Genomic DNA, 20526 nt, shown 5'->3' on the forward strand with positions numbered 1-20526 from the left:
TAGCCGTAAGATTGAGGCGTTAACCTATAACCGAAATCGTTTTGTCGAGAATTATTTGCATAACACCAGCAAATTAGTGGTTGAGTATTTAACCACTAATAATATTGGTACTGTAGTCATAGGAAAAAATGATAACTGGAAACAAGGAGCAAATATCGGCAAAAAAAACAACCAAAATTTTACTCAAATACCTCACGGTAAGTTAATTAAACAGATAACTTATAAGTGTCAACGGGCTGGGGTAAAAGTAATTGAAACCGAAGAAAGTTACACCAGTAAGACATCTGCTATTGACCTAGAAAAACCAATATGCCATGAAAACTATGTAGGCAAGCGAGTCAAACGTGGTTTATTCACAAGTGCAACTGGTAAGGTGATTAATGCGGATATCAATGGCAGTCTTCAAATAATTAGAAAGAAATTCCCAGAAGCATTTACTGTTGAGGGAATAGTGAGCTGTGCCGTACAGCCTATATTGGTTAATCCAATATCAAGATAAAAGCTCAGATCGATTTTCTACAGTTTTTTTCGTACGGTGAAACCCTCACTTAAAATATACAATAATGTGAGTAAATTAAACATGAATAAAATCAGTAACGATTCCCAACACAAACAAATATCCGCGCCCATAAATCTTAAAGTTAACAAAGAAACTTATAACGGCCAAAGATGGCTAGTAGAAGAAAGAGACGCTTGTGGGGTAGGCTTCATTGCTCATCCATCAGGAAAAAAAAGTCATGAAATTATTATGAAAGCTTTACCATCCCTCACCTGCCTAGAACATCGTGGTGGGTGTAGTGCTGACCAAGACTCAGGAGATGGAGCAGGTTTAATGAGTCAAATTCCGTGGAAATTACTATCTGAAAATTTGGAATTAGATTTAGATCCCGAACGCTGTGGGGTCGGAATGATATTTTTACCTCAAACAGAAGAGAAAGCAGCACAAGCACGCCAAATAATTGAAAAAGTAATTACCAAAGAAGGTTTAACAGTAGTTGGTTGGCGAGTTGTACCAGTCAAACCAGAAGTATTAGGACCACAAGCACGAGCAAATCAACCACAGATCGAACAACTAATAGTAACTTCAGAAAAATTGCAAGGAGATGATTTAGATCGATCGCTCTACTTAATACGTCGTAATATTGGTTGTGCTTTAGAAGCAGAGGATTTTATTTGGGGAGTAGATGCTTATATTTGTTCTTTTTCCAGTCGCACTATTGTATACAAAGGAATGGTGCGATCTGCCGTTTTGGGAGAATTTTACACAGATCTACAAAACCCAGCCTACGAGAGCGCCTTTGCAGTTTATCACCGACGCTTCAGCACAAATACAATGCCTCGATGGCCTCTAGCTCAACCGATGCGTTTACTTGGTCACAATGGAGAAATTAACACTCTATTAGGAAATATTAACTGGATGAAAGCTAGAGAATCTAGTCTAAGTTCATCGACTTGGGGAGCGCGATTAAATGAATTAAAACCCTTTGTAAATTCTGACAGTAGTGATTCGGCCAATCTAGACAACGTGATGGAATTAATTGTACGTTCCGGGCGTTCCCCAATGGAAACATTAATGATCATGGTGCCGGAAGCATACAGGAATCAGCCAGATCTAGTAGAGCATCCAGAAATTGTTGATTTTTATGAATATTACAGTGGTTTGCAGGAAGCTTGGGATGGTCCAGCATTATTGGTGTTTAGTGATGGTAAACAGGTAGGAGCAGCTCTAGACCGAAATGGTTTGCGACCAGCACGTTATTGCATTACAAATAACGACCTAATAATTGTGGCATCTGAAGCAGGAGTCGTAGAAATACCAGAGGCAGAAATAGTCGAAAAAGGTCGCCTCGGGCCAGGACAAATGATTGCTGTGGATTTAGCGACTAATGAAATTCTGAAAAATTGGGAGATAAAAAAACGTATTAGTAAGCAGTTTCCTTTGGGAGAATGGTTACAACAAAGAAAACAGATAACAAAACAACCTTTTGTTAGTAATACTAAGTTGGATTCACAAATTTTGCTGAGGTCACAAACAGCTTTCGGCTATAGTTTAGAAGACCTAGAAATGGTAATTTCTGATATGGCAAATCTAGGGAAAGAGCCAACATTTTGCATGGGAGATGACATTCCTCTGGCAGTGCTTTCTCAACAACCTCATTTGCTTTATGACTATTTCAAGCAAAGATTTGCTCAAGTGACAAATCCTCCTATAGATCCTCTTCGGGAAGGTATGGTAATGTCACTCAATATGTTGCTAGGTAAGCGGGGTAACTTATTAGAAATTAGCCCAGAAAATGCACGGTTATTAAAGATAGAATCACCACTATTAAATGAAGCAGAATTAAGAGAAGTTTACGAGTCAGAATTTGCTACAGAAACTCTATCTACTTTATTTGCTATAGCTAATGGACCAGAAGGATTACAAACAGCAGTAAATAATTTGTGCGAACAAGCAGCAACAGCAGTTAAAAATGGTCAGGAAATTATTATTTTGTCTGACAAAATGGAAGGAGGAATTGGTGCGGAGTTTGCTTATATTCCTCCTTTAGTAGCTGTGGGTGCAGTTCACCATCATTTGATTAAAGAACAATTACGAATGAAGGTATCTTTGGTGGTAGAAACAGCTCAATGTTGGAGTACCCATCATTTTGCTTGTTTGATTGGTTATGGAGCTAGTGCAGTTCATCCTTATTTAGCATTAGAATCTGTGCGTTCTTGGTGGTCGAACTCAACAGTTCAAAAACAAATGGAACGAGGTAAGATTGCAAAAATTACTATAGAAGAAGCTCAAAAAAATTATCGCAAAGCAATAGAAGCAGGGCTATTGAAAATTCTCTCTAAAATGGGAATTTCTTTGTTGTCTTCTTATCAGGGCGCACAGATTTTTGAGGCGATCGGTATTGGTGGAGATTTATTGGAACTTGCTTTCCGGGGAACTACTTCTCGGGTAGGTGGTTTAACACTAGCAGAGTTAGCACAAGAAACGATCGCTTTCCACAGTCGAGCGTTCCCAGAATTGAATATTAAGAAGTTGGAGAATTATGGGTTTGTGCAATATCGCCCCACTGGGGAATATCACATGAATAGTCCGGAAATGTCGAAAGCACTCCATAAAGCGGTTGCTACTTTTAATAATGATAATGGCAATGGTAAACAGCAAGAAAAATCGGGGTATGACCACTATGAAGTTTACCGGAAATTTTTGCAAGAGCGACCTATAACTGCTTTGCGAGATTTGTTGGATTTTAATAGCGATCGCTCTCCCATCCCTGTAGAAGAAGTGGAACCCGCAGCAGAAATAATGAAACGTTTCTGTACTGGTGGAATGTCTCTGGGAGCGCTTTCACGAGAAGCTCATGAGACTTTGGCGATTGCCATGAATCGTATTAATGGTAAATCTAACTCTGGTGAAGGTGGAGAAGATGCCACAAGATTTAAAGTGTTGGATGATGTAAATGCTGAAGGTTTATCTACTTTGTTCCCCCATCTCAAGGGATTACGAAATGGTGACACAGCTTCCTCTGCAATCAAACAAGTGGCTTCTGGTCGGTTTGGTGTTACACCAGAATATCTAATGAATGCCCAACAAATTGAAATCAAAATGGCTCAAGGAGCAAAACCAGGGGAGGGCGGTCAGTTACCGGGTAAAAAGGTGAGCGCTTATATTGCTACATTACGTCGCTCTAAACCTGGAGTGTCATTGATTTCACCACCACCTCACCACGATATTTATTCCATTGAAGATTTGGCACAATTAATTTTTGACCTCCACCAAATTAATCCTAATGCTGGCGTATCAGTGAAGTTAGTAGCAGAAATTGGTATTGGTACGATCGCTGCTGGTGTTGCAAAAGCAAATGCTGATGTGATTCAAATCTCTGGTCATGATGGCGGTACAGGTGCTTCCCCTTTAAGTTCAATTAAACACGCAGGTAGTCCTTGGGAGTTGGGTTTGAGCGAGGTGCATCGAGTATTGATGACTAATCAGTTACGCGACCGGGTGACTCTCCGTGTTGATGGCGGTCTGAAGAGTGGTTGGGATATACTCATGGGAGCCTTAATGGGAGCAGAAGAATTTGGTTTTGGGTCTATTGCTATGATTGCTGAAGGTTGTATCATGGCAAGAATTTGTCATACCAATAGTTGCCCGGTGGGTGTAGCAACTCAGCAAGAAAAACTACGAAAGCGGTTTACTGGTATCCCAGAAAATGTTGTTAATTTTTTCTGGTTTATTGCTGAGGAAGTACGAACTATTTTGGCAAAATTAGGTTATCGCTCTCTGAGTGAAGTGATGGGTCGTGCTGACTTGCTGAAAGTACGGGAAAATGTACAATTAACAAAAACAGCAGCTTTAAACTTAGATTGTTTGCTCAAGTTGCCAGATACTCGCAGTGACCGGGGTTGGTTGAACCATGAAACTGTTCACAGCAATGGCTCTGTTTTAGATGATGTGCTGCTGGATGACCGAGAAATTAAAGCTGCAATTCGCAACCAGGGAACTGTTACTAAGACAATAAAATTAGTCAACACCGACCGTACTGTGGGAGCAAGGTTGGCAGGAGCGATCGCCGATCGTTATGGCAATACTGGTTTTGAAGGGCAGATTAATCTGATGTTTAATGGTAGTGCTGGCCAGAGTTTTGGCGCTTTCAACTTGCCAGGAATGACTTTAACATTACGAGGTGATGCGAATGATTATGTTGGTAAGGGAATGCACGGTGGGGAGATTATTATTAAGCCACCTGCCAAAACTGGTTACGATCCCGCAACAAATGTAATTATTGGCAATACTTGTTTGTATGGTGCTACTGGTGGAATTTTGTTTGCAAATGGTCAAGCAGGAGAACGCTTTGCTGTCCGGAACTCGATGGGTAAGGCAGTTATTGAAGGTGCTGGCGACCATGCTTGTGAATATATGACTGGTGGTGTTATTGTTTGTTTGGGTAAGACAGGTCGAAATGTCGGTGCTGGTATGACAGGGGGAATTGCTTATTTCTTGGATGAGGATGGTGATTTTCCAGCCAGAGTGAATAATGAAATCGTTTCTATTCAGCGTGTTTGTACGCCAGAAGGTGAGGCGCAGTTGCAGGATTTGATTTCATTGCACGTCGATCGGACTGGAAGTGAGAAGGCGAAAATTATTTTGGCGAGTTGGTCTGAGTATTTGCCGAAGTTTTATCAAGTTGTGCCTCCTTCAGAAGCAGATACACCACAAGCAAGTGTTGATGCTGAGGAAAAGGTTGCGGTGAAGGTTTAGGATATCGAGTTTAAACTGAAGGTTGAGTATTGAATAATTGTAGGGGCGATGAATAGCGATCGCCTCTTTTTTGATCGAAGGAAAGCACAAAATATTGTGGAATATTTCAAAAAAATATTAGAAAGTTTGAGAAATGTTTGGGGAAAACTACAGAAACCAAATAATTGGACAAAAGAGAAAGAGCGATCGCTATTCACTTTATTGTAGATATTAAAAATAATAATGAGTAAGGTTGGCCAGAAAAGAAACTCTTATTTGAGGAATTTTCTGGGACAAGGGACGAAATAGTAGAGAACGATAATACTCCGCATCACTTAATATGATCGCTTTTTAGCTAAAATAGGGAAAACTGGAGAAAGTAGAAATTGGGAGAAAAGTAGCAAATGCAAGGTACAGAGAAACAGTATATGGAAGCCCGGCAGCAACGAAGTAAGAGATTGAAAAAGATAATGTCCCTAGTTGGGGTTGTATCTTTTAGTGGTACAGCCTTGTTTGGGATGGCGAATATGTTTAAAACTGCTTTTCAAGAGTCTTCTCAGGTAGAAACTGTGGAAGTTGTGTCGGCAGAGGAGAGGTTGGAGAAACTGGCAAAAGGATATGAGAAAGTATTGGAGCGAGAGCCTGAAAATTTTAATGCTTTGGAGGGTTTGGTGAAAGTGCGGTTGGAGATGGGGGATAAAGAAGGGGCGATGGAGCTTTTAGAGAAATTGGTGGGGTTGTATCCGGAGAGGGAGGATTATAAAGTTGTGTTGGAGCAGGTGAGGTTGGAAGTTAAGTAATAGAGGGAAAGAATAAGTCGAGTTATGAATTTGATACCTTCTAAAAGTGAAATACTAAAATTACAAGAGTCAGCTCAAAAGTATTTGAAGGAAAATAAATATTCTCAAGCTATTACCTTGTATGAAAAAGCGATCGCTTTACAACCAGAAGTAAAGTCTAATTATTGGTATTTAGGGCTATTATTTCTCCTAGACACAAAGGAAGCAGAAGCTTGGACTACTTGGCTTTGGGGTCTGAGCAATGGAACAGCATTACAAGAAAAGCAATGGAATGCAGAACTACTTCAAGTGTTGGAAACTGAAGCTCAACGACAACAACAACTAGGAGAATATAGAATTGCTCTGGTAATATATCAACATATATGGGAAATTAATCCAATTATTAAAATTATTATTGGAACTAGTGGCATTAATCAACCTGGTTGGATAGCTACTGATATTAATACCTTAAATTTGTTAAATATTGAAGACTGGGAAAGTAACTTTTATCCCTCATCAATAGATGCCATATTAGCCGAACACGTCTGGGAACATTTAAGCACAGAAGAAGGAATTATTGCAGCTCAAAATTGTTATCTTTACCTCAAGGAAGGAGCTTATTTAAGAATTGCCGTGCCAGATGGTTTTCACCCAAGCTCAGATTATATTGAGTGGGTTAAACCAGGTGGTAAAGGTCCTGGTTCTAAGGAACATCAGATTCTCTACAACTATCAATCCCTGAAAAAATTATTTGAACAAGCAGGTTTTGAAGTAGATTTACTAGAATATTTTGATGAAATAGGTAAATTTCATTTTAAAGAATGGAATCCTGACCAGGGTAAAATAAATCGTTCAATGAGATTTGACCATAGAAATAAAAATGGATATTTGAATTACACTTCAATTATTATAGATGCAAAAAAATCAAGTTATTCTTCTACACACAATTTCTCTAGCATTATTAAGGTAAGATAAATTGACTGTCTTAAAATCTTCAGAAATTAACGTTATTGTCAGCTTCTTAGGTCCAAGAGAGGCATATAGACCTATTATTATTTCACCTAGGGAAGTTTTTTGTAGTCCTCACTGTCAAACAAAAATAGAAGATGGAGACTATCAAAGCATTCAAACACTTTCTGGAATATATGATATTAATAAAATTGTAAACAAGCTAAATCTATCTCAAAAACCAGATTTAATAATAGTAAAAGCAGATTCTACAAGAGCTAATTTTCCCACTAACTTACAATCTCTATCTTGCCCTAAAGTATTAATTTGTGGTAATACTCAACATCTATCAAAACCAATTCAAACTTTAGTCAAATATGCTATTGAAGAGCAATTTGACTTTATTATGTCAGATCATAAACGTCATCATCTTCACTACTTTAAGGAAGCAGGTTTTGATAATGTTTTTTGGGTTCCTGGTTTTAATATTAATCCTCATCCTCAAGAACAAAATTTAACTTCTAAGTATCCTTTAACATTTGTTGGACAAGTTGGTCAGTTTCACCCTTACCGAAAATCAATTTTAGCTTATCTAAAACAGTTAAATCTTCCAATTCATCAGCTACAAGCATCACAAAAAAGAGCAGCAGAAATATATGCTGAATCTCTGATTAATTTGAACGTTAGTATGAATGGAGATTTAAACCTGCGTGTATTTGAGGTACTCTCCAGAGGTGGCTTTTTACTTACAGATAAACTCAGCCTACAATCTGGATTAGAATTATTGTTTGAGGATAACAAACACCTAGTTTTATTTAGGAATAAATCAGAACTGAGACAGAAAATTAATTTCTTTTTGGAAAATCCACAAATTGCTAGGGAAATAGCATCTAATGGTTGTGAAAAATTTTGGCAAAACCATAGCCCAGAACAGAATATTAAACGAGTTATTGATTATATTGATGGTAAATATATTGAACCTATTTATAAGATAGAAGCGGAAAGACGTAGTATTTATATTCATAGTAATGATTTAGAAGAATTAAATCAACGTATTTCTATTTATGAATTTATACAAGAAATACATCTGAATCTGAAGCAGTCTTATATTAAAGTGCTTTTTTGGTCTCAGATTGAACCGAAAATTATTTGTGATGTAATTGATTTACCACGATTAGATATAAATGTTATTTGTTATGATGATAAAGAACGGGATAGTAATATCTTAATTAACTTATTTTACCAATGTAAAGTTGATAATAAAATTACATTTATTGATAATTGGCAGTTACATAATCAAGCTAAATTATGGGATTTAATTATTTTAACAGAACAAGAATTAGAAAGGATAGGTGTCAATCAATTACTGACTTTAATTAATTTCAATAATTTGATAATTTTAGAAGATAAAATAAATACTAATGGAAATTTAGGAAGTAAATTTGATAGTTTATTTGAAAGATTTGGATTAGCAAAACAAAGCAATAATCCTTTAGCTTATTCTTGGAAAAATAAATCAGACTGGGGAACTTTCTTACTAGCACAAAAAAAGAATGTAGCAGCTATTAGAGCTTTTGAACAAGCTTTACAAGACAATCCTTATGATATAAAAGCGTTAGTAGACCTTGGTTTACTGTATGCAAAATTAGATGACTTAACAGAGGCAGAAAAACTATTAGATAAAGCAGTTAGTCTGGAACGTCGAAACACACTAGCAATGAAAAGTTTAGCTAAAGTTTTGATGGGTCTAAACAAATATGATACAGCAGCTAATATATTGGAACATCTACTTGAGATTAAGTCAGAAGAAATTGAACTCTGGTCTTGGCTAGAAAAATGCTATTTACAACAAGATAAACAAGATTTAGAACAGAAAGCCTTAAATATTTATCGTCGCTGCAATTATCTGAGACAAGGAAAAAGTGTAGATAAATATGAGGAAAATTTAACAGAGTCAAATCCGAAAATAACTCCTAAAAGAGTCTTGGTAATTAATAATCTTTATCCTCCCCAAGAACTAGGAGGATATGGACGCAGCATTAGTGATTTTGCGAATATTCTTCAGCAGAGAGGCCATACAATAAAAGTTCTAACTTCAGATGCACCTTATTTAACCCAAATTATTACAGCAGAACCAAATATTAATCGTAATTTACAATTATTCGGAACTTTTGAAGGTGGTGCTAAAGTAATAGAAAATCCCCAAGAAGTTAAGAGAATTATTGTTAATAATGACGGGGTTATTAGAGAGGCAATCACTGAATTTTTACCAGATGTTTGTCTTGTTGGTAATATTAATTTTTTGGGACCGGAAATATTCAAACCCCTTCTAGAAAATTATATTCCAATTATTAACCATTTGGGATTGCCAACCCTGTTGTGTTCTGCCGATAAAATGCCTCAAGATAATTCTTTTATTCTAGCAACAGCCAGCGAATATGTAAGGCAAAAAGTCCTTAGTCAAGGCTATTCATCGGAGAAAACTATTATTGTTTATCCAGGGGCAAAAGTGAAAAAAATCCAGATGTGTATGCTGCCTAACATGGATAAACTTAGGATTGTTTATGCAGGACTAATTATAGATTCTAAAGGTACTCATACCTTAATTGAAGCCCTAAAAATTATTGATGATGAAAATTTAGATTTTGAATGTTCTATCGCAGGAGATAATAATATTGATCGAGATTATTTTACTCGTTTAAAACAATTTGTTGTTAGAAATGGCATGGAAGAGAAGGTGAAATTTCTTGGCTATCTGCAACTAGAAGAACTGATTCATCTGTATAGCTCTAAAAATGTTATTGTGTTTCCATCAATTGGCCCAGAAGCATTTGGAATTTCACCAGTAGAGGGGATGGCAGCAGGTTTAACAGCCATATCTACAGGAGTAGGAGGTGGAAGTGAAACAATTGAGCATGATGTTAGTGGATTAATATTTCCAGCACGAGATAGTTTTGCTTTAGCACAAACATTGATTGGTTTAACTAAAGATGTAGAAAAATGGCAAAGAATTGCAGCTACAGGCAAACAAAAAGCCCTGAATATCTTTGATATTGAACATTCCGTTGATATTTTGACAGACAAATTTGAACACCTCTTGGAGCAACGTTGCAGCGATCCTAAATATTTACAAAATATAATTTTACCAGAATTAAAAGCTAGACTGAAATTAAGAAATATTAATTTAATTATCTTTCCAAACTGGAGTCAACCAGAAGAGGTACTAATGCAAGAATTAGAGGTCGCGATCGCCACATTTTTGACCCATCCTGGTAATAGTCAGATGACTTTATTGATTGATACCACAGATATTTCTGAGGAAGAAGCAAATTTAGCCTTATCTAGTATTGTAATGAATCTAATGATGCAGGAAGATTTAGAGATAAGTGAAGAATCAGAAATATCTTTGCTAGGCCAAATGAACGAAATAGAGTGGACAGCATTATTACCCTGTCTTTATGGTCGGATTATATTGGCCAATGAAAACTTGCAAACTATAACCAGGGCAAAAGCTGACATTATTTCTAGCTACAACATTGAAAGCTTGAGTAAATTAATTTGATTGAAATGATAAATCTTTCGTTAAGTTTGGGTATCTTAAGTTTATCAGAACTTTGAAAAGTATACACTCAACAAAAGTAAAAACTTAGATAAATTATTGAGAGCAAAAAATAAATGTTTGATGGTAAATCTATTTTGATAACAGGAGGCACAGGTTCATTCGGTAAGCAATGTGTGAAAACTCTCCTGAGTAAACATGAACCTCAAAAGATCATTGTATACTCCCGGGATGAACTAAAACAATATGAAATGTCTCTGGAATTTGGTTCGCCCGCTATGCGATATTTTATTGGAGATGTGCGAGATGCTGCTCGTTTGAAATTAGCAATGAGAGATGTGGATTATGTAATTCATGCAGCAGCACTCAAGCAAATTCCAGCAGCAGAATATAATCCAATGGAATGTATAAAAACAAATATATATGGTGCAAATAATGTTATTGATGTAGCTTTAGAGTTAGAAGTAGAAAAAGTAATAGCCCTCTCCACAGATAAGGCAGTTAATCCAATTAATCTCTACGGTGCAACTAAGCTAGCTGCTGATAAACTATTTATGGCTGCTAATAATCTTGCAGGAGTTTTAAGGACAAGGTTTTCTGTAGTTCGTTATGGAAATGTTGTCGGTTCTAGAGGTTCAGTAGTTCCGTTTTTTCAAAGACTAATGCGGGAAGGAGCTAATGAATTACCAATAACAGACCAGCGGATGACTAGGTTCTGGATAACTCTTCAACAAGGTGTAGATTTAGTGCTTCAAAGTTTTGCCCGGATGCAAGGAGGAGAAATATTTGTGCCAAAAATTCCCTCCATGACAATTATAGATTTAGCTGAAGCACTAGCACCAGGAGTTCCTCAGAAAATTATTGGTATTAGGCCAGGAGAAAAGCTCCATGAGGTTATGTGTCCCCTAGAAGCAGCACATTTAACTATCGAATTTCCTGACCACTATGTAATTCGACCAACAATTGAATATTCAAAAAATTTAGATTACACTCATAATAAGTTAGGTGAAAAGGGTGTGAGTGTTCCTGATGAATTTCAATATAGTTCTGATAATAATACGGACTGGTTGACGGCTAGTCAACTATTAGAAATGTTAAAACAATGAATCAGTTTATTCCTTATGGCCGCCAGGATATATCTCAAGCTGATATTGATGCAGTAGTTGAGGTACTGCGGTCTGACTGGATTACTCAAGGCCCGACAATAGAAAGATTTGAGAAAACCGTAGCAGACTATTGTGGTTCTAAGTATGCTGTAGCAGTCTCCAGTGCAACGGCAGCTTTGCATATTGCTTGCTTGGCAGCAGGTTTAAGTAAAGGAGATATCCTCTGGACTTCGCCCAATACTTTTGTAGCTTCAGCAAATTGTGGGTTGTATTGCGGTGCAACCGTAGATTTTGTGGATATTGACCCCAATACATACAATTTGAGTGTAAATGAATTAGAGCATAAACTGATTGAAGCAGAAAGGAAAAGTTGTTTGCCAAAAGTAGTTGTACCAGTACATTTTGCTGGGCAATCTTGTGAAATGGAAAAAATTGCTGCTTTATCTAAACGTTATGGGTTTAAAATTATTGAAGATGCAGCTCATGCGATCGGGGGATGTTACCATGGACAACCTGTGGGTTCGTGTCAATTTTCAGACATGGCAGTTTTTAGCTTTCATCCAGTTAAAATTATTACTACTGGTGAAGGTGGGATGGTGTTGACAAATAAGGAAGATTTGTATGAAAAGTTGATTAGATTAAAGACTCATGGCATTACTCGCAAAGTGGAGTTAATGAAAGAAGAGTCTCACGGGCCTTGGTATTATCAGCAGTTAGAATTAGGCTTTCATTATCGGATGACAGATATTCAAGCTGCTTTGGGTGCAAGTCAGATGCAACGTTTGGATAAGTTTGTTGAGCGACGTCGGTTTTTGGCAGAGCGTTATCATCAGTTGTTGCAAGATTTACCATTGATACTACCTTGGCAACATCCTGATACTGAGTCGAGTTGGCATCTTTATGTAATTAGGCTGAAACTGGATAAAATTAATAAAACTCATCGACAAGTTTTTGAGGAATTGCGTCAGGCAAAAATAGGGGTTAATTTGCATTATATTCCCGTGCATACGCAACCTTATTATCAGCAATTAGGTTTTAAATGGGGTAACTTTCCTAATGCAGAACAATATTATCGAGAAGCAATTAGTATTCCTTTATACTATGTTTTAACAGAAGAAAACCAAAAGGCAATAGTGTGGGCGTTCAATAGTTTGACGATAAATTAATAAGGGGGCATAGAAAAAATGCTGATAGAAGAGTTAACAAATGAGTGGCAAAAAGCAGGAATTTGTGAAGGAGATACAGTTTAAAAAGAACTTTAAAAAAACTTATGAAGCAAGGACAAAAGATTAGTCCTGATGCGATATTGAATTCTTTTCTTCAGGCCGTAGGTTCATCAGGAACCCTATTGTTACCTTTATTTAACTTTGACTTTATGAATTTAATTGCTTATGCTGATGGAGAGAGTGACCTAATTGAAATTGCAAATATTATCGGAGTTTCTGCAACACAACTTATTCCTACTGCTCAGAAACTTATGTATGGGGAATTGCTAGAAGTAGTAGGCATTAATAGTTAACAGTAATGAAGCGATTAGTATTCCTTTCCACTACGGTTTAACAGACAAAAATCAGGAAATGGTTGTTGTTAAACTAAAACAGACTGCCCTATGATAACCTGGCAACCTTACTCCTTATCAAATCAATTTTGAGAACCTATGAATCGTTTGGCATTAGGAACAGTTCAATTTGGAATCCCCTACGGAGTTGCAAATCAACAAGGAAAAGTGAAAATGGAAGCAGTAAAAGATATCTTAACTTATGCTCGCTCGGCAGGGGTTGACACTTTAGATACTGCTGTCGCCTATGGGGATAGCGAAGAACGTCTTGGCTATATTGGTGTTGAATCTTGGAAAGTAATATCCAAACTTCCGAAAATACCAGAAGGAACTTATGATATATTGAGTTGGGTTAAACAAACAGTAGATTGCTCCCTAGATAGAATGCAGCTATCCAAAATGTATGGCTTGTTAGTTCACCATTCAGAACAATTGTTGCATAATGAGGGAGGAGAACTTTACAAAGCCCTACTAATTATGAAGCAGAAAGGATTAGTTGAAAAAATTGGTATCTCAATTTACTCTACCAAGGAATTAGATGCCATATCAGGGCACTTTGATTTTGATTTAGTTCAGTCACCTTGCAATATTTTAGATCGCAATTTAGTAAATTCAGGATGGCTATATCGTCTTCAAGAATCGGGAGTTGAGATTCATGCACGTTCTGTATTTTTACAAGGGTTATTATTGATGAATCCGCAAAAGCGCCCTGAAAAATTTAATCGTTGGCAATCCCTTTGGCCTCAATGGGATAAGTGGTTGAAAACATCAAAAATATCGGCGCTAGAGGCTTGTCTAAACTATGTTTTATCATTTCGGGAAATATCAAAAATAGTTGTTGGTGTAGAAAGCATATTGCAACTTAAGGAAATTTTGAATATCAAAAAAGTCAATCTGGAATTTCCAAGTTTTTTAGCTTGTAACGATCCAGATTTAATTTATCCTTTTAACTGGAAAAATCTATAAGGAGCTAATCACTTATGAAGAGATGTACTAGATGTGGTCTGCCAGAAACCCACGAAACAATCTCCTTCGATATGGAAGGTGTATGCAATATTTGTCGCCAGCACGAATACAAGCAAAACGAAATTGATTGGGTGGCAAATAAAAAAGTGCTTGATTCTTTAATTGAAGAGCATAGGGGTCGATATGCCTATGATTGTATTATTCCTTTCAGTGGGGGTAAAGACAGCACCTGGACACTTTACTATTTAGTTAAAGAATATGGGATAAAACCCTTAGTAGTTCGTTTCGATCATGGGTTTATGCGCCCAAACCTGGAAAATAACGTTAAACGAGTTTCCCGCAAACTTGGTGTGGATATTTTAACTTTCACGCCCAATTGGAAGGTTGTCCAGAAACTAATGTTGCAAGCTTTTTTAGATAAAGGGGACTTCTGCTGGCATTGCCACACTGGTATTTTTTCTTATCCAATGTGGGTGGCAATTGAAAAGAAAGTTCCTCTAATTTTTTGGGGCGAACCATCATCTGAATATACCTCTTACTACAGTTACGATCAAGTAGAGGAAGTAGATGAAAAACGCTTTAATCGTTATGTAAACTTGGGTATTAGTGCCGATGATATGTTTGTTCGTCTTGAAGGTACGATAGATGAACGAGATTTGAAACCTTATACCTACCCGCCCCTGAAAGAGCTTCGTGCGTTACAATATCGCTCTGTTTGTCTTGGCTCATTTATTCCTTGGGATACAAGAAAACAGGCAGAAATTATTAATCGAGAGTTGGGATGGCATGGAGATATTGTAGAAAATGTTCCTCCTGAATACTATTACGAGAAAATTGAGTGCTATATGCAAGGGGTACGCGACTACATTAAATTCATCAAACGAGGATATTCTCGTCCTTCACATCTGGTTGCTCTTGATGTTCGTAATCACAGGATGACAAAGGAGCAAGGTGAAAAACTTGTCAGTCAATATGAAGGAAAACGTCCTCAGAGTCTAGATTTATTCCTTGATTTTGTTGGAATTACAGAAGAGGAGTTTCTTGAGATGGCTATGATTCACCAAGTTTCGCCCTATATTCACGAACCGGCAAAAACTCAATTAGGTGATCGCACTCCAGACTTTGACTCTTGGAGTCGCGACGGTCTCATGCCAAGAGAAGACGCCGATCAGCAGATTTCGCGTTGGCGTGCTTGTAACGACTGTAATACTTGTAAATCTTAACTAGAGAGGATATCTTGTCTGATGCCATCTGTAGGTTTAATCAACTATCACACTGGTAATATTCGCTCAATTGTTACTGCATTTGAGTATCTAGGAGCAAAAACTCAAGTTATTCAAAGTTATGTAGATACCTCGCAGTTAACTCATCTTGTTTTGCCTGGCGTTGGTGCTTTCAATTTCTGTTTTGAAAGGTTAAAAGTTAGTGGCATGTTGCCAATGATTGAAGAATGGACTTTTGTGATGCAAAAGCCGATCTTAGGAATTTGTGTTGGGATGCAACTTTTAGCGGACTCTAGTGATGAAATGGAATTGCACTCTGGTCTGGGCTGGATGGGAGGTAAGGTGCGAAAACTATACAGCAACGATCCGAGTATCCGTATTCCTCATGTAGGTTGGAATAGCGTTCTTTTTGAGCAAGACTTTGGCAACTATCGGAAAAATACAGAAAGTGATTTCTACTTCGATCACTCCCACGCTTATTTTTCTCCAACACAAGGTCGAGTGCTGGCAACAGCGAACCACGGTCAAACTTTCTGTGCGGCAATTCAACGAGAAAATTTAGTTGCAGTTCAATTTCATCCTGAAAAAAGTCAGGTTTCTGGTATAAAATTTTTGAATAGTTTTCTTTCTCTATAGAACCCATTTGAGATCTATATAATTATGGTAGTCAAGTCTTTTCGTACATCAATGAGTGAGGAAAAATCTGAAAAAGGAGTGTTGAATTTTTTGTATTATCTATCCCCACATCTTACCTCTTCCTTTTTCCCTCTTAATCTCCTGTCTCCTGTCTCCTGTCTCCTGACTCAAGGCTAAAAAAAATTGATATTTATCAAGATACCAAATGAGTTCTATAAATAATGCTAAATCAACAATGTTAAAAAAACGACTGATCCCAAAACTCCTAATCAAGTATAAAGCCCTAGGTAGGAACCTCAAACCAGTACTGGTAACAACACGCTCTTTTCGTGATGAAATTACTGTGGGAGACCCCGTATCTCAAGCTAAGATTTATGAAGCTCAATTTGCCGATGAATTGATTTTTCTCAATATTGACAGTTACCCGATCGCCTCTGAAAATCTAATATTAAAGTTGGTCGAGCGAATCGCCGATGAGGTTTTTATGCCTCTGACTTTTGGTGGGGGTGTACGAACAATAGAAGATTTCCAACTTTTATTTGAGGGAGGAGCAGATAAAATTGCTATCAACACAATGATGTTTGAAGATACTGCATCAATCTCTAAGGCTGCTCGCCGTTATGGCAGTCAGTCTATTGTTGTTTCCATTGACTTTCGTACAGACGACGAGGTTGGCGAACTTTATGTTGTTCGCGATCGCGCTCAAACTGTCACCAATATCAAACTTCTAGATTGGGCGCAAAAGGCTGTAGCATTGGGTGCTGGAGAAATTTTGCTCACAGATGCCGATCGTGATGGTTCCGGTACGGGACTAAACTGGTCTGCTTGTAAGATGATTGCCTCAAGAATTCCCGTTCCAGTTATTATTTCGGGAGGTTGCGGATTAGCAGAACACTTTGTTGACGGCTTTCAAAAAGGTCTGGCGGAAGGGGTTGCTGCGGGTACTTTCTTTTGTTTTCGCGATCAAAATCCGATGCAAACCAGATCCCATATTCGGAATGCTGGTGTGCCAATCAGAATGGAGACATAAATAATTGTTTTATGTATTTTGAGAGAACACCCCGGTGGACAAGTAACTCTATCGAACTGTTTCTACTTCTGCCAACAGACGTAAGTTCTGTCTATATATCTTGGCTAAATAACCCGATTGTTAATTGTTACCTAGAAAGCCGATTTTCAACTCATACGGTAGAGAGTACACGAAACTTTGTTGAAAACTGCTTGGCCGATCCTACAACGCTATTTTTGGGAATCAGATACCTTGAATCTGGTGGAGGAAGACACGTGGGGAATATCAAAATTAGTTCAATTGATAAGTATCACGGACGAGGTGAAGTTGGTATACTGATTGGAGAAACAGATGTTTGGGGTAAAGGGATTGCGTCAAAGGCTATCTCAATGTTAATTGAAATTGCTAGATATGAGTTGAGTTTGCGTAAGTTAACGGCTGGTTTTTATGCAAGTAACTTGGGCAGTCAGAAAGCTTTTTTGAAGGCTGGATTTCAGCTCGAGTGTCAGAGGAAAGCTCACTTTCTACTCAATGGTAAGCCAGAGGCAGTTGTTTTGATGGCTTATTTTATTCACTGAAATAAATACGTTTGACATTATTTTATATGAAAATCGTTGGTATTGTACAAGCTAGGATGGGATCGACTCGTTTGCCCAAAAAGGTAATGAAACCAGTGTTAGGTATCCCGATGATTGAATTGCTGCTGAATCGACTATCTCAGTCTAAGCTAATTGATCGCATTATTGTAGCAACTTCCCAAGATATCCGTAACCAGACTCTAGTTGATTGTGTTCGGGGTTTAGGCTATGAGGTTTATCAAGGTAGCGAAGATGATGTACTCGCTCGCTACTACCAAGTAGCTTGTCGAGAGCAGCCTGAAGTCATTGTCCGCATTACTGCAGATTGTCCACTTGTCGATTCTGAAGTGGTAGACCGGGCAATATCGACCTTTGAGAAATCTAATAGCATAGACTATTTAAGCAATACCAATCCACCAACATATCCTGATGGTTTAGATGTTGAAGTTTTTTCCTTTAGGGCTTTGGCACAAGCTTGGAAAGAGGCTCTGAAAGCACAGGAACGAGAACATGTCACGCCATATATTAGAGAATCAGGCAAGTTTAGAACTCTAAATATTGTTTATACAGACAATTATTCTAACAAACGTTGGACAGTGGATGAACCAGAAGACTTTGAAGTTATTAAGAACATCTTTAAACATTTTGCTCCGCGTCAGGATTTTAGTTGGCTGGAAGTTCTAGAATTACAACGCCAGCGCCCCGATCTATTCGCTGCAAATCAGCACCTCACCCGTAACGCTGGGGTGACCCTCACTAAAGGGCAAAAGCTTTGGAAACGCGCCAAGCGGATCATACCAGGGGGGAATATGCTTTTGTCCAAACGGGCAGAAATGTTTTTACCCGAACAGTGGCCTACCTATTTTAGCAAAGCCAAGGGTTGTCATATTTGGGATCTAGAGGGTCGGGAGTACATTGATATGTCGCTCATGGGTATCGGGACGAATATCTTGGGCTACGGACACCCAGAAATTGATGCTGCGGTAGGTCAAGTTGTTGCTTTAGGCAATATGTCTACCCTCAACTGTCCCGAAGAAGTCTATTTAGCTGAACGATTGGTAGAGTTACACCCTTGGGCAGATATGGTGCGATTTGCTAGAACTGGAGGTGAAGCGAATGCGATCGCAATTCGGATCGCTCGTGCTGCTGCTGGGCGAGACAAAGTGGCTATTTGTGGATATCATGGCTGGCATGATTGGTATTTGGCAGCTAACTTAGGTAGTGATAGTAATTTGGCAGGACATTTGCTGCCTGGATTAGAACCTAATGGTGTACCTGCCGTATTGCGAGATACGGTGTACCCCTTTACCTACAATTGCTTTGATGAGCTGGAAGCTTTAGTCCAGAACCATGATATTGGAGCGATCAAGATGGAGGTTTCTCGTAGTGAAGCACCACAAACTGGTTTTTTAGAACAAGTCAGAAAACTAGCCAGCGATCGTGGAATTGTTCTTGTTTTTGATGAATGTACGTCGGGATTTCGTCAAACGCTTGGCGGGCTCCATAAGCTTTATAGAGTAGAGCCTGACATGGCATTATTTGGCAAAGCACTAGGTAATGGTTACGCTATTACAGCAGTAATTGGGCGGCGAGAGATCATGGAAGCTGCTCAAAACACATTTATCAGCAGCACATTTTGGACAGAGCGGATTGGTCCAACGGCTGGACTAAAGACACTAGAAGTGATGGAACAGAATCAGTCTTGGGAACTAATCACTAAAATGGGAGAAGCTATTCGGGAAGGATGGAGCCGACTGGCGACTAAACACCATCTAGATATTAAAATTTCTGGTTTGCCCGCTTTGAGTGGTTTTAGTTTTCCTAGCCCGAAAATGTTGGAATATAAAACCTTGATTGCCCAAAAGATGCTGGAAAAAGGGTATTTAGCTGCTACTACTGTTTATGTTTGCACAGAACATACGCACGAAGTGATAGAAGCCTACTTTGATGCTCTTGACCCAGTATTTGGTATGATCGCAGAATGCGAGGCAGGTCTGGATGTTGCAACTTTACTTAAAGGTCCAGTATGCCACAGTGGATTTAAACGCTTGAATTAAGATGAGTGTCAACCTATTTTTTGAGAATTAAGATAATGAAATTTGGAAAAACAGATAAGGTATATATGAGCGAACGTGGCAAAATTTCAGAAAAGTATGGACCGCAGGAGCTATGGTCGATCGTAGATCACTGGCCTGTATACTGTGGCATAGCAAACTTAGCTCGATTCATTGCCATATTAGACATAATAAGAAGTGTTCTCAAAGTTCCGGGTCATATTGCAGAATTTGGTTTATGGAAAGGAGCTAATCTTTTATTTATAGCTAAAGTTATGCGAATATTTGATCCTCATTGTTTAAAAGTGCTTCACGGATTTGACAGCTTTCAAGGGTTAACCGAGTTTACAGAATTTGATGCTGAAGCTAATCAGCTAGAAGGTAAGTATCAGAGCAGTTTTGATGAATTAAATGATTTTATCGAACTGTATTGGACTGTTTCAGCTAAAACTGTGCATTAGATTTTTGCCTATAATTCTCGTGATGGCAAGGTTTGACCCTTTTTTCCTAATGCACCATTTAAGATGAAACAGTCCAGTATGGTATGTCTGACGAGATTGTTATTCACAAGGGTCTGATCGAAGAAACTTTGCCAAAACTCATTAAGAGCAATCCAGAACTTGCGTTTTCACTTGTTTACTGCGACACTGATTTATATCAATCTACATTGCTGATATTAAAAGAGTTGCATCCCCGTCTCAGTAAAGGTGGTGTTTTCGTTCTTGATGAGTGGAACAGTGAAAACTTTCCTGGGGAGGGTGTAGCGGTTAACGACTTTCTGCAAAAATATGGAGATTACTATGCTCAAGAGCATATACCGAATACACGACAGCCCACTTTATTGCTTAGAAAAATCAAGGTAGGAGAACAATAA

17 protein-coding genes are annotated in these 20526 nt (G+C 38.1%); all 17 read left to right on the top strand.

All coding sequences use genetic code 11. The features are described 5' to 3' along the window. The coding region (locus AC3DU7_RS01130) for an IS200/IS605 family accessory protein TnpB-related protein (protein ID WP_488037532.1) at window positions 1–499 on the top strand (499 nt) is incomplete at its 5' end. An 81-nt stretch (window positions 500–580) separates the two neighbouring features. Beyond that, window positions 581–5257 carry a glutamate synthase-related protein gene (locus AC3DU7_RS01135; RefSeq protein WP_488037533.1) on the top strand — a complete coding sequence of 1559 codons (4677 nt, stop codon included), beginning with the start codon at window positions 581–583 and terminating at the stop codon, window positions 5255–5257. A gap of 48 nt (window positions 5258–5305) precedes the next feature. Further along, a complete protein-coding gene (locus tag AC3DU7_RS01140; protein ID WP_488037534.1) occupies window positions 5306–5464 on the top strand; it encodes a hypothetical protein in 159 nt (52 codons plus the stop codon). A 176-nt stretch (window positions 5465–5640) separates the two neighbouring features. After that, window positions 5641–6036 (top strand): tetratricopeptide repeat protein, encoded by a 396-nt coding sequence (locus AC3DU7_RS01145; protein ID WP_488037535.1) that lies wholly within the window; start codon window positions 5641–5643, stop codon window positions 6034–6036. Window positions 6037–6060: 24 nt separating this feature from the next. Beyond that, entirely contained in the window at window positions 6061–6990 is a 930-nt protein-coding gene (locus tag AC3DU7_RS01150; RefSeq protein WP_488037536.1) for a class I SAM-dependent methyltransferase, read from the top strand. 1 nt (window position 6991) lies between these two features. Beyond that, a complete protein-coding gene (locus AC3DU7_RS01155) occupies window positions 6992–10525 on the top strand; it encodes a glycosyltransferase (RefSeq protein ID WP_488037537.1) in 3534 nt (1177 codons plus the stop codon). Window positions 10526–10638: 113 nt separating this feature from the next. Continuing rightward, the gene (gene pseB, locus AC3DU7_RS01160) at window positions 10639–11628 is read left to right on the top strand and encodes a UDP-N-acetylglucosamine 4,6-dehydratase (inverting) (RefSeq protein WP_488037538.1); all 990 of its coding nucleotides are present in this window, start codon (window positions 10639–10641) and stop codon (window positions 11626–11628) included. After that, entirely contained in the window at window positions 11625–12794 is a 1170-nt protein-coding gene (gene pseC / locus AC3DU7_RS01165) for a UDP-4-amino-4,6-dideoxy-N-acetyl-beta-L-altrosamine transaminase (RefSeq protein WP_488037539.1), read from the top strand. The genes pseB and pseC overlap by 4 nt, the downstream gene beginning before the upstream one ends. A gap of 104 nt (window positions 12795–12898) precedes the next feature. After that, window positions 12899–13147: a winged helix-turn-helix domain-containing protein gene (locus AC3DU7_RS01170; RefSeq protein WP_488037540.1), complete on the top strand. Its 249-nt coding sequence runs from the start codon at window positions 12899–12901 to the stop codon at window positions 13145–13147. 138 nt (window positions 13148–13285) lie between these two features. Further along, the gene (locus AC3DU7_RS01175; protein ID WP_488037541.1) at window positions 13286–14152 is read left to right on the top strand and encodes an aldo/keto reductase; all 867 of its coding nucleotides are present in this window, start codon (window positions 13286–13288) and stop codon (window positions 14150–14152) included. Between the two features lie 14 nt (window positions 14153–14166). Further along, entirely contained in the window at window positions 14167–15375 is a 1209-nt protein-coding gene (locus tag AC3DU7_RS01180; protein WP_488037542.1) for an N-acetyl sugar amidotransferase, read from the top strand. Window positions 15376–15396: 21 nt separating this feature from the next. Continuing rightward, window positions 15397–16011, top strand: coding sequence for an imidazole glycerol phosphate synthase subunit HisH (hisH, locus tag AC3DU7_RS01185; protein ID WP_488037543.1), 615 nt, complete (start codon window positions 15397–15399; stop codon window positions 16009–16011). A gap of 205 nt (window positions 16012–16216) precedes the next feature. Next, window positions 16217–17041, top strand: coding sequence for an imidazole glycerol phosphate synthase subunit HisF (gene hisF, locus AC3DU7_RS01190; RefSeq protein WP_488037544.1), 825 nt, complete (start codon window positions 16217–16219; stop codon window positions 17039–17041). 11 nt (window positions 17042–17052) lie between these two features. Next, complete coding sequence (locus AC3DU7_RS01195) at window positions 17053–17598, top strand: GNAT family N-acetyltransferase (RefSeq protein WP_488037545.1); 546 nt, start codon at window positions 17053–17055, stop codon at window positions 17596–17598. 26 nt (window positions 17599–17624) lie between these two features. After that, the gene (locus tag AC3DU7_RS01200; RefSeq protein ID WP_488037546.1) at window positions 17625–19655 is read left to right on the top strand and encodes an aminotransferase class III-fold pyridoxal phosphate-dependent enzyme; all 2031 of its coding nucleotides are present in this window, start codon (window positions 17625–17627) and stop codon (window positions 19653–19655) included. 35 nt (window positions 19656–19690) lie between these two features. Next, the gene (locus tag AC3DU7_RS01205; protein WP_488037547.1) at window positions 19691–20113 is read left to right on the top strand and encodes a hypothetical protein; all 423 of its coding nucleotides are present in this window, start codon (window positions 19691–19693) and stop codon (window positions 20111–20113) included. An 83-nt stretch (window positions 20114–20196) separates the two neighbouring features. Further along, on the top strand, window positions 20197–20526 hold the full coding sequence (locus tag AC3DU7_RS01210) for a TylF/MycF/NovP-related O-methyltransferase (RefSeq protein ID WP_488037548.1): 330 nt from the start codon (window positions 20197–20199) through the stop codon (window positions 20524–20526).

It is taken from the genome of Okeania sp., from assembly GCF_983059655.1.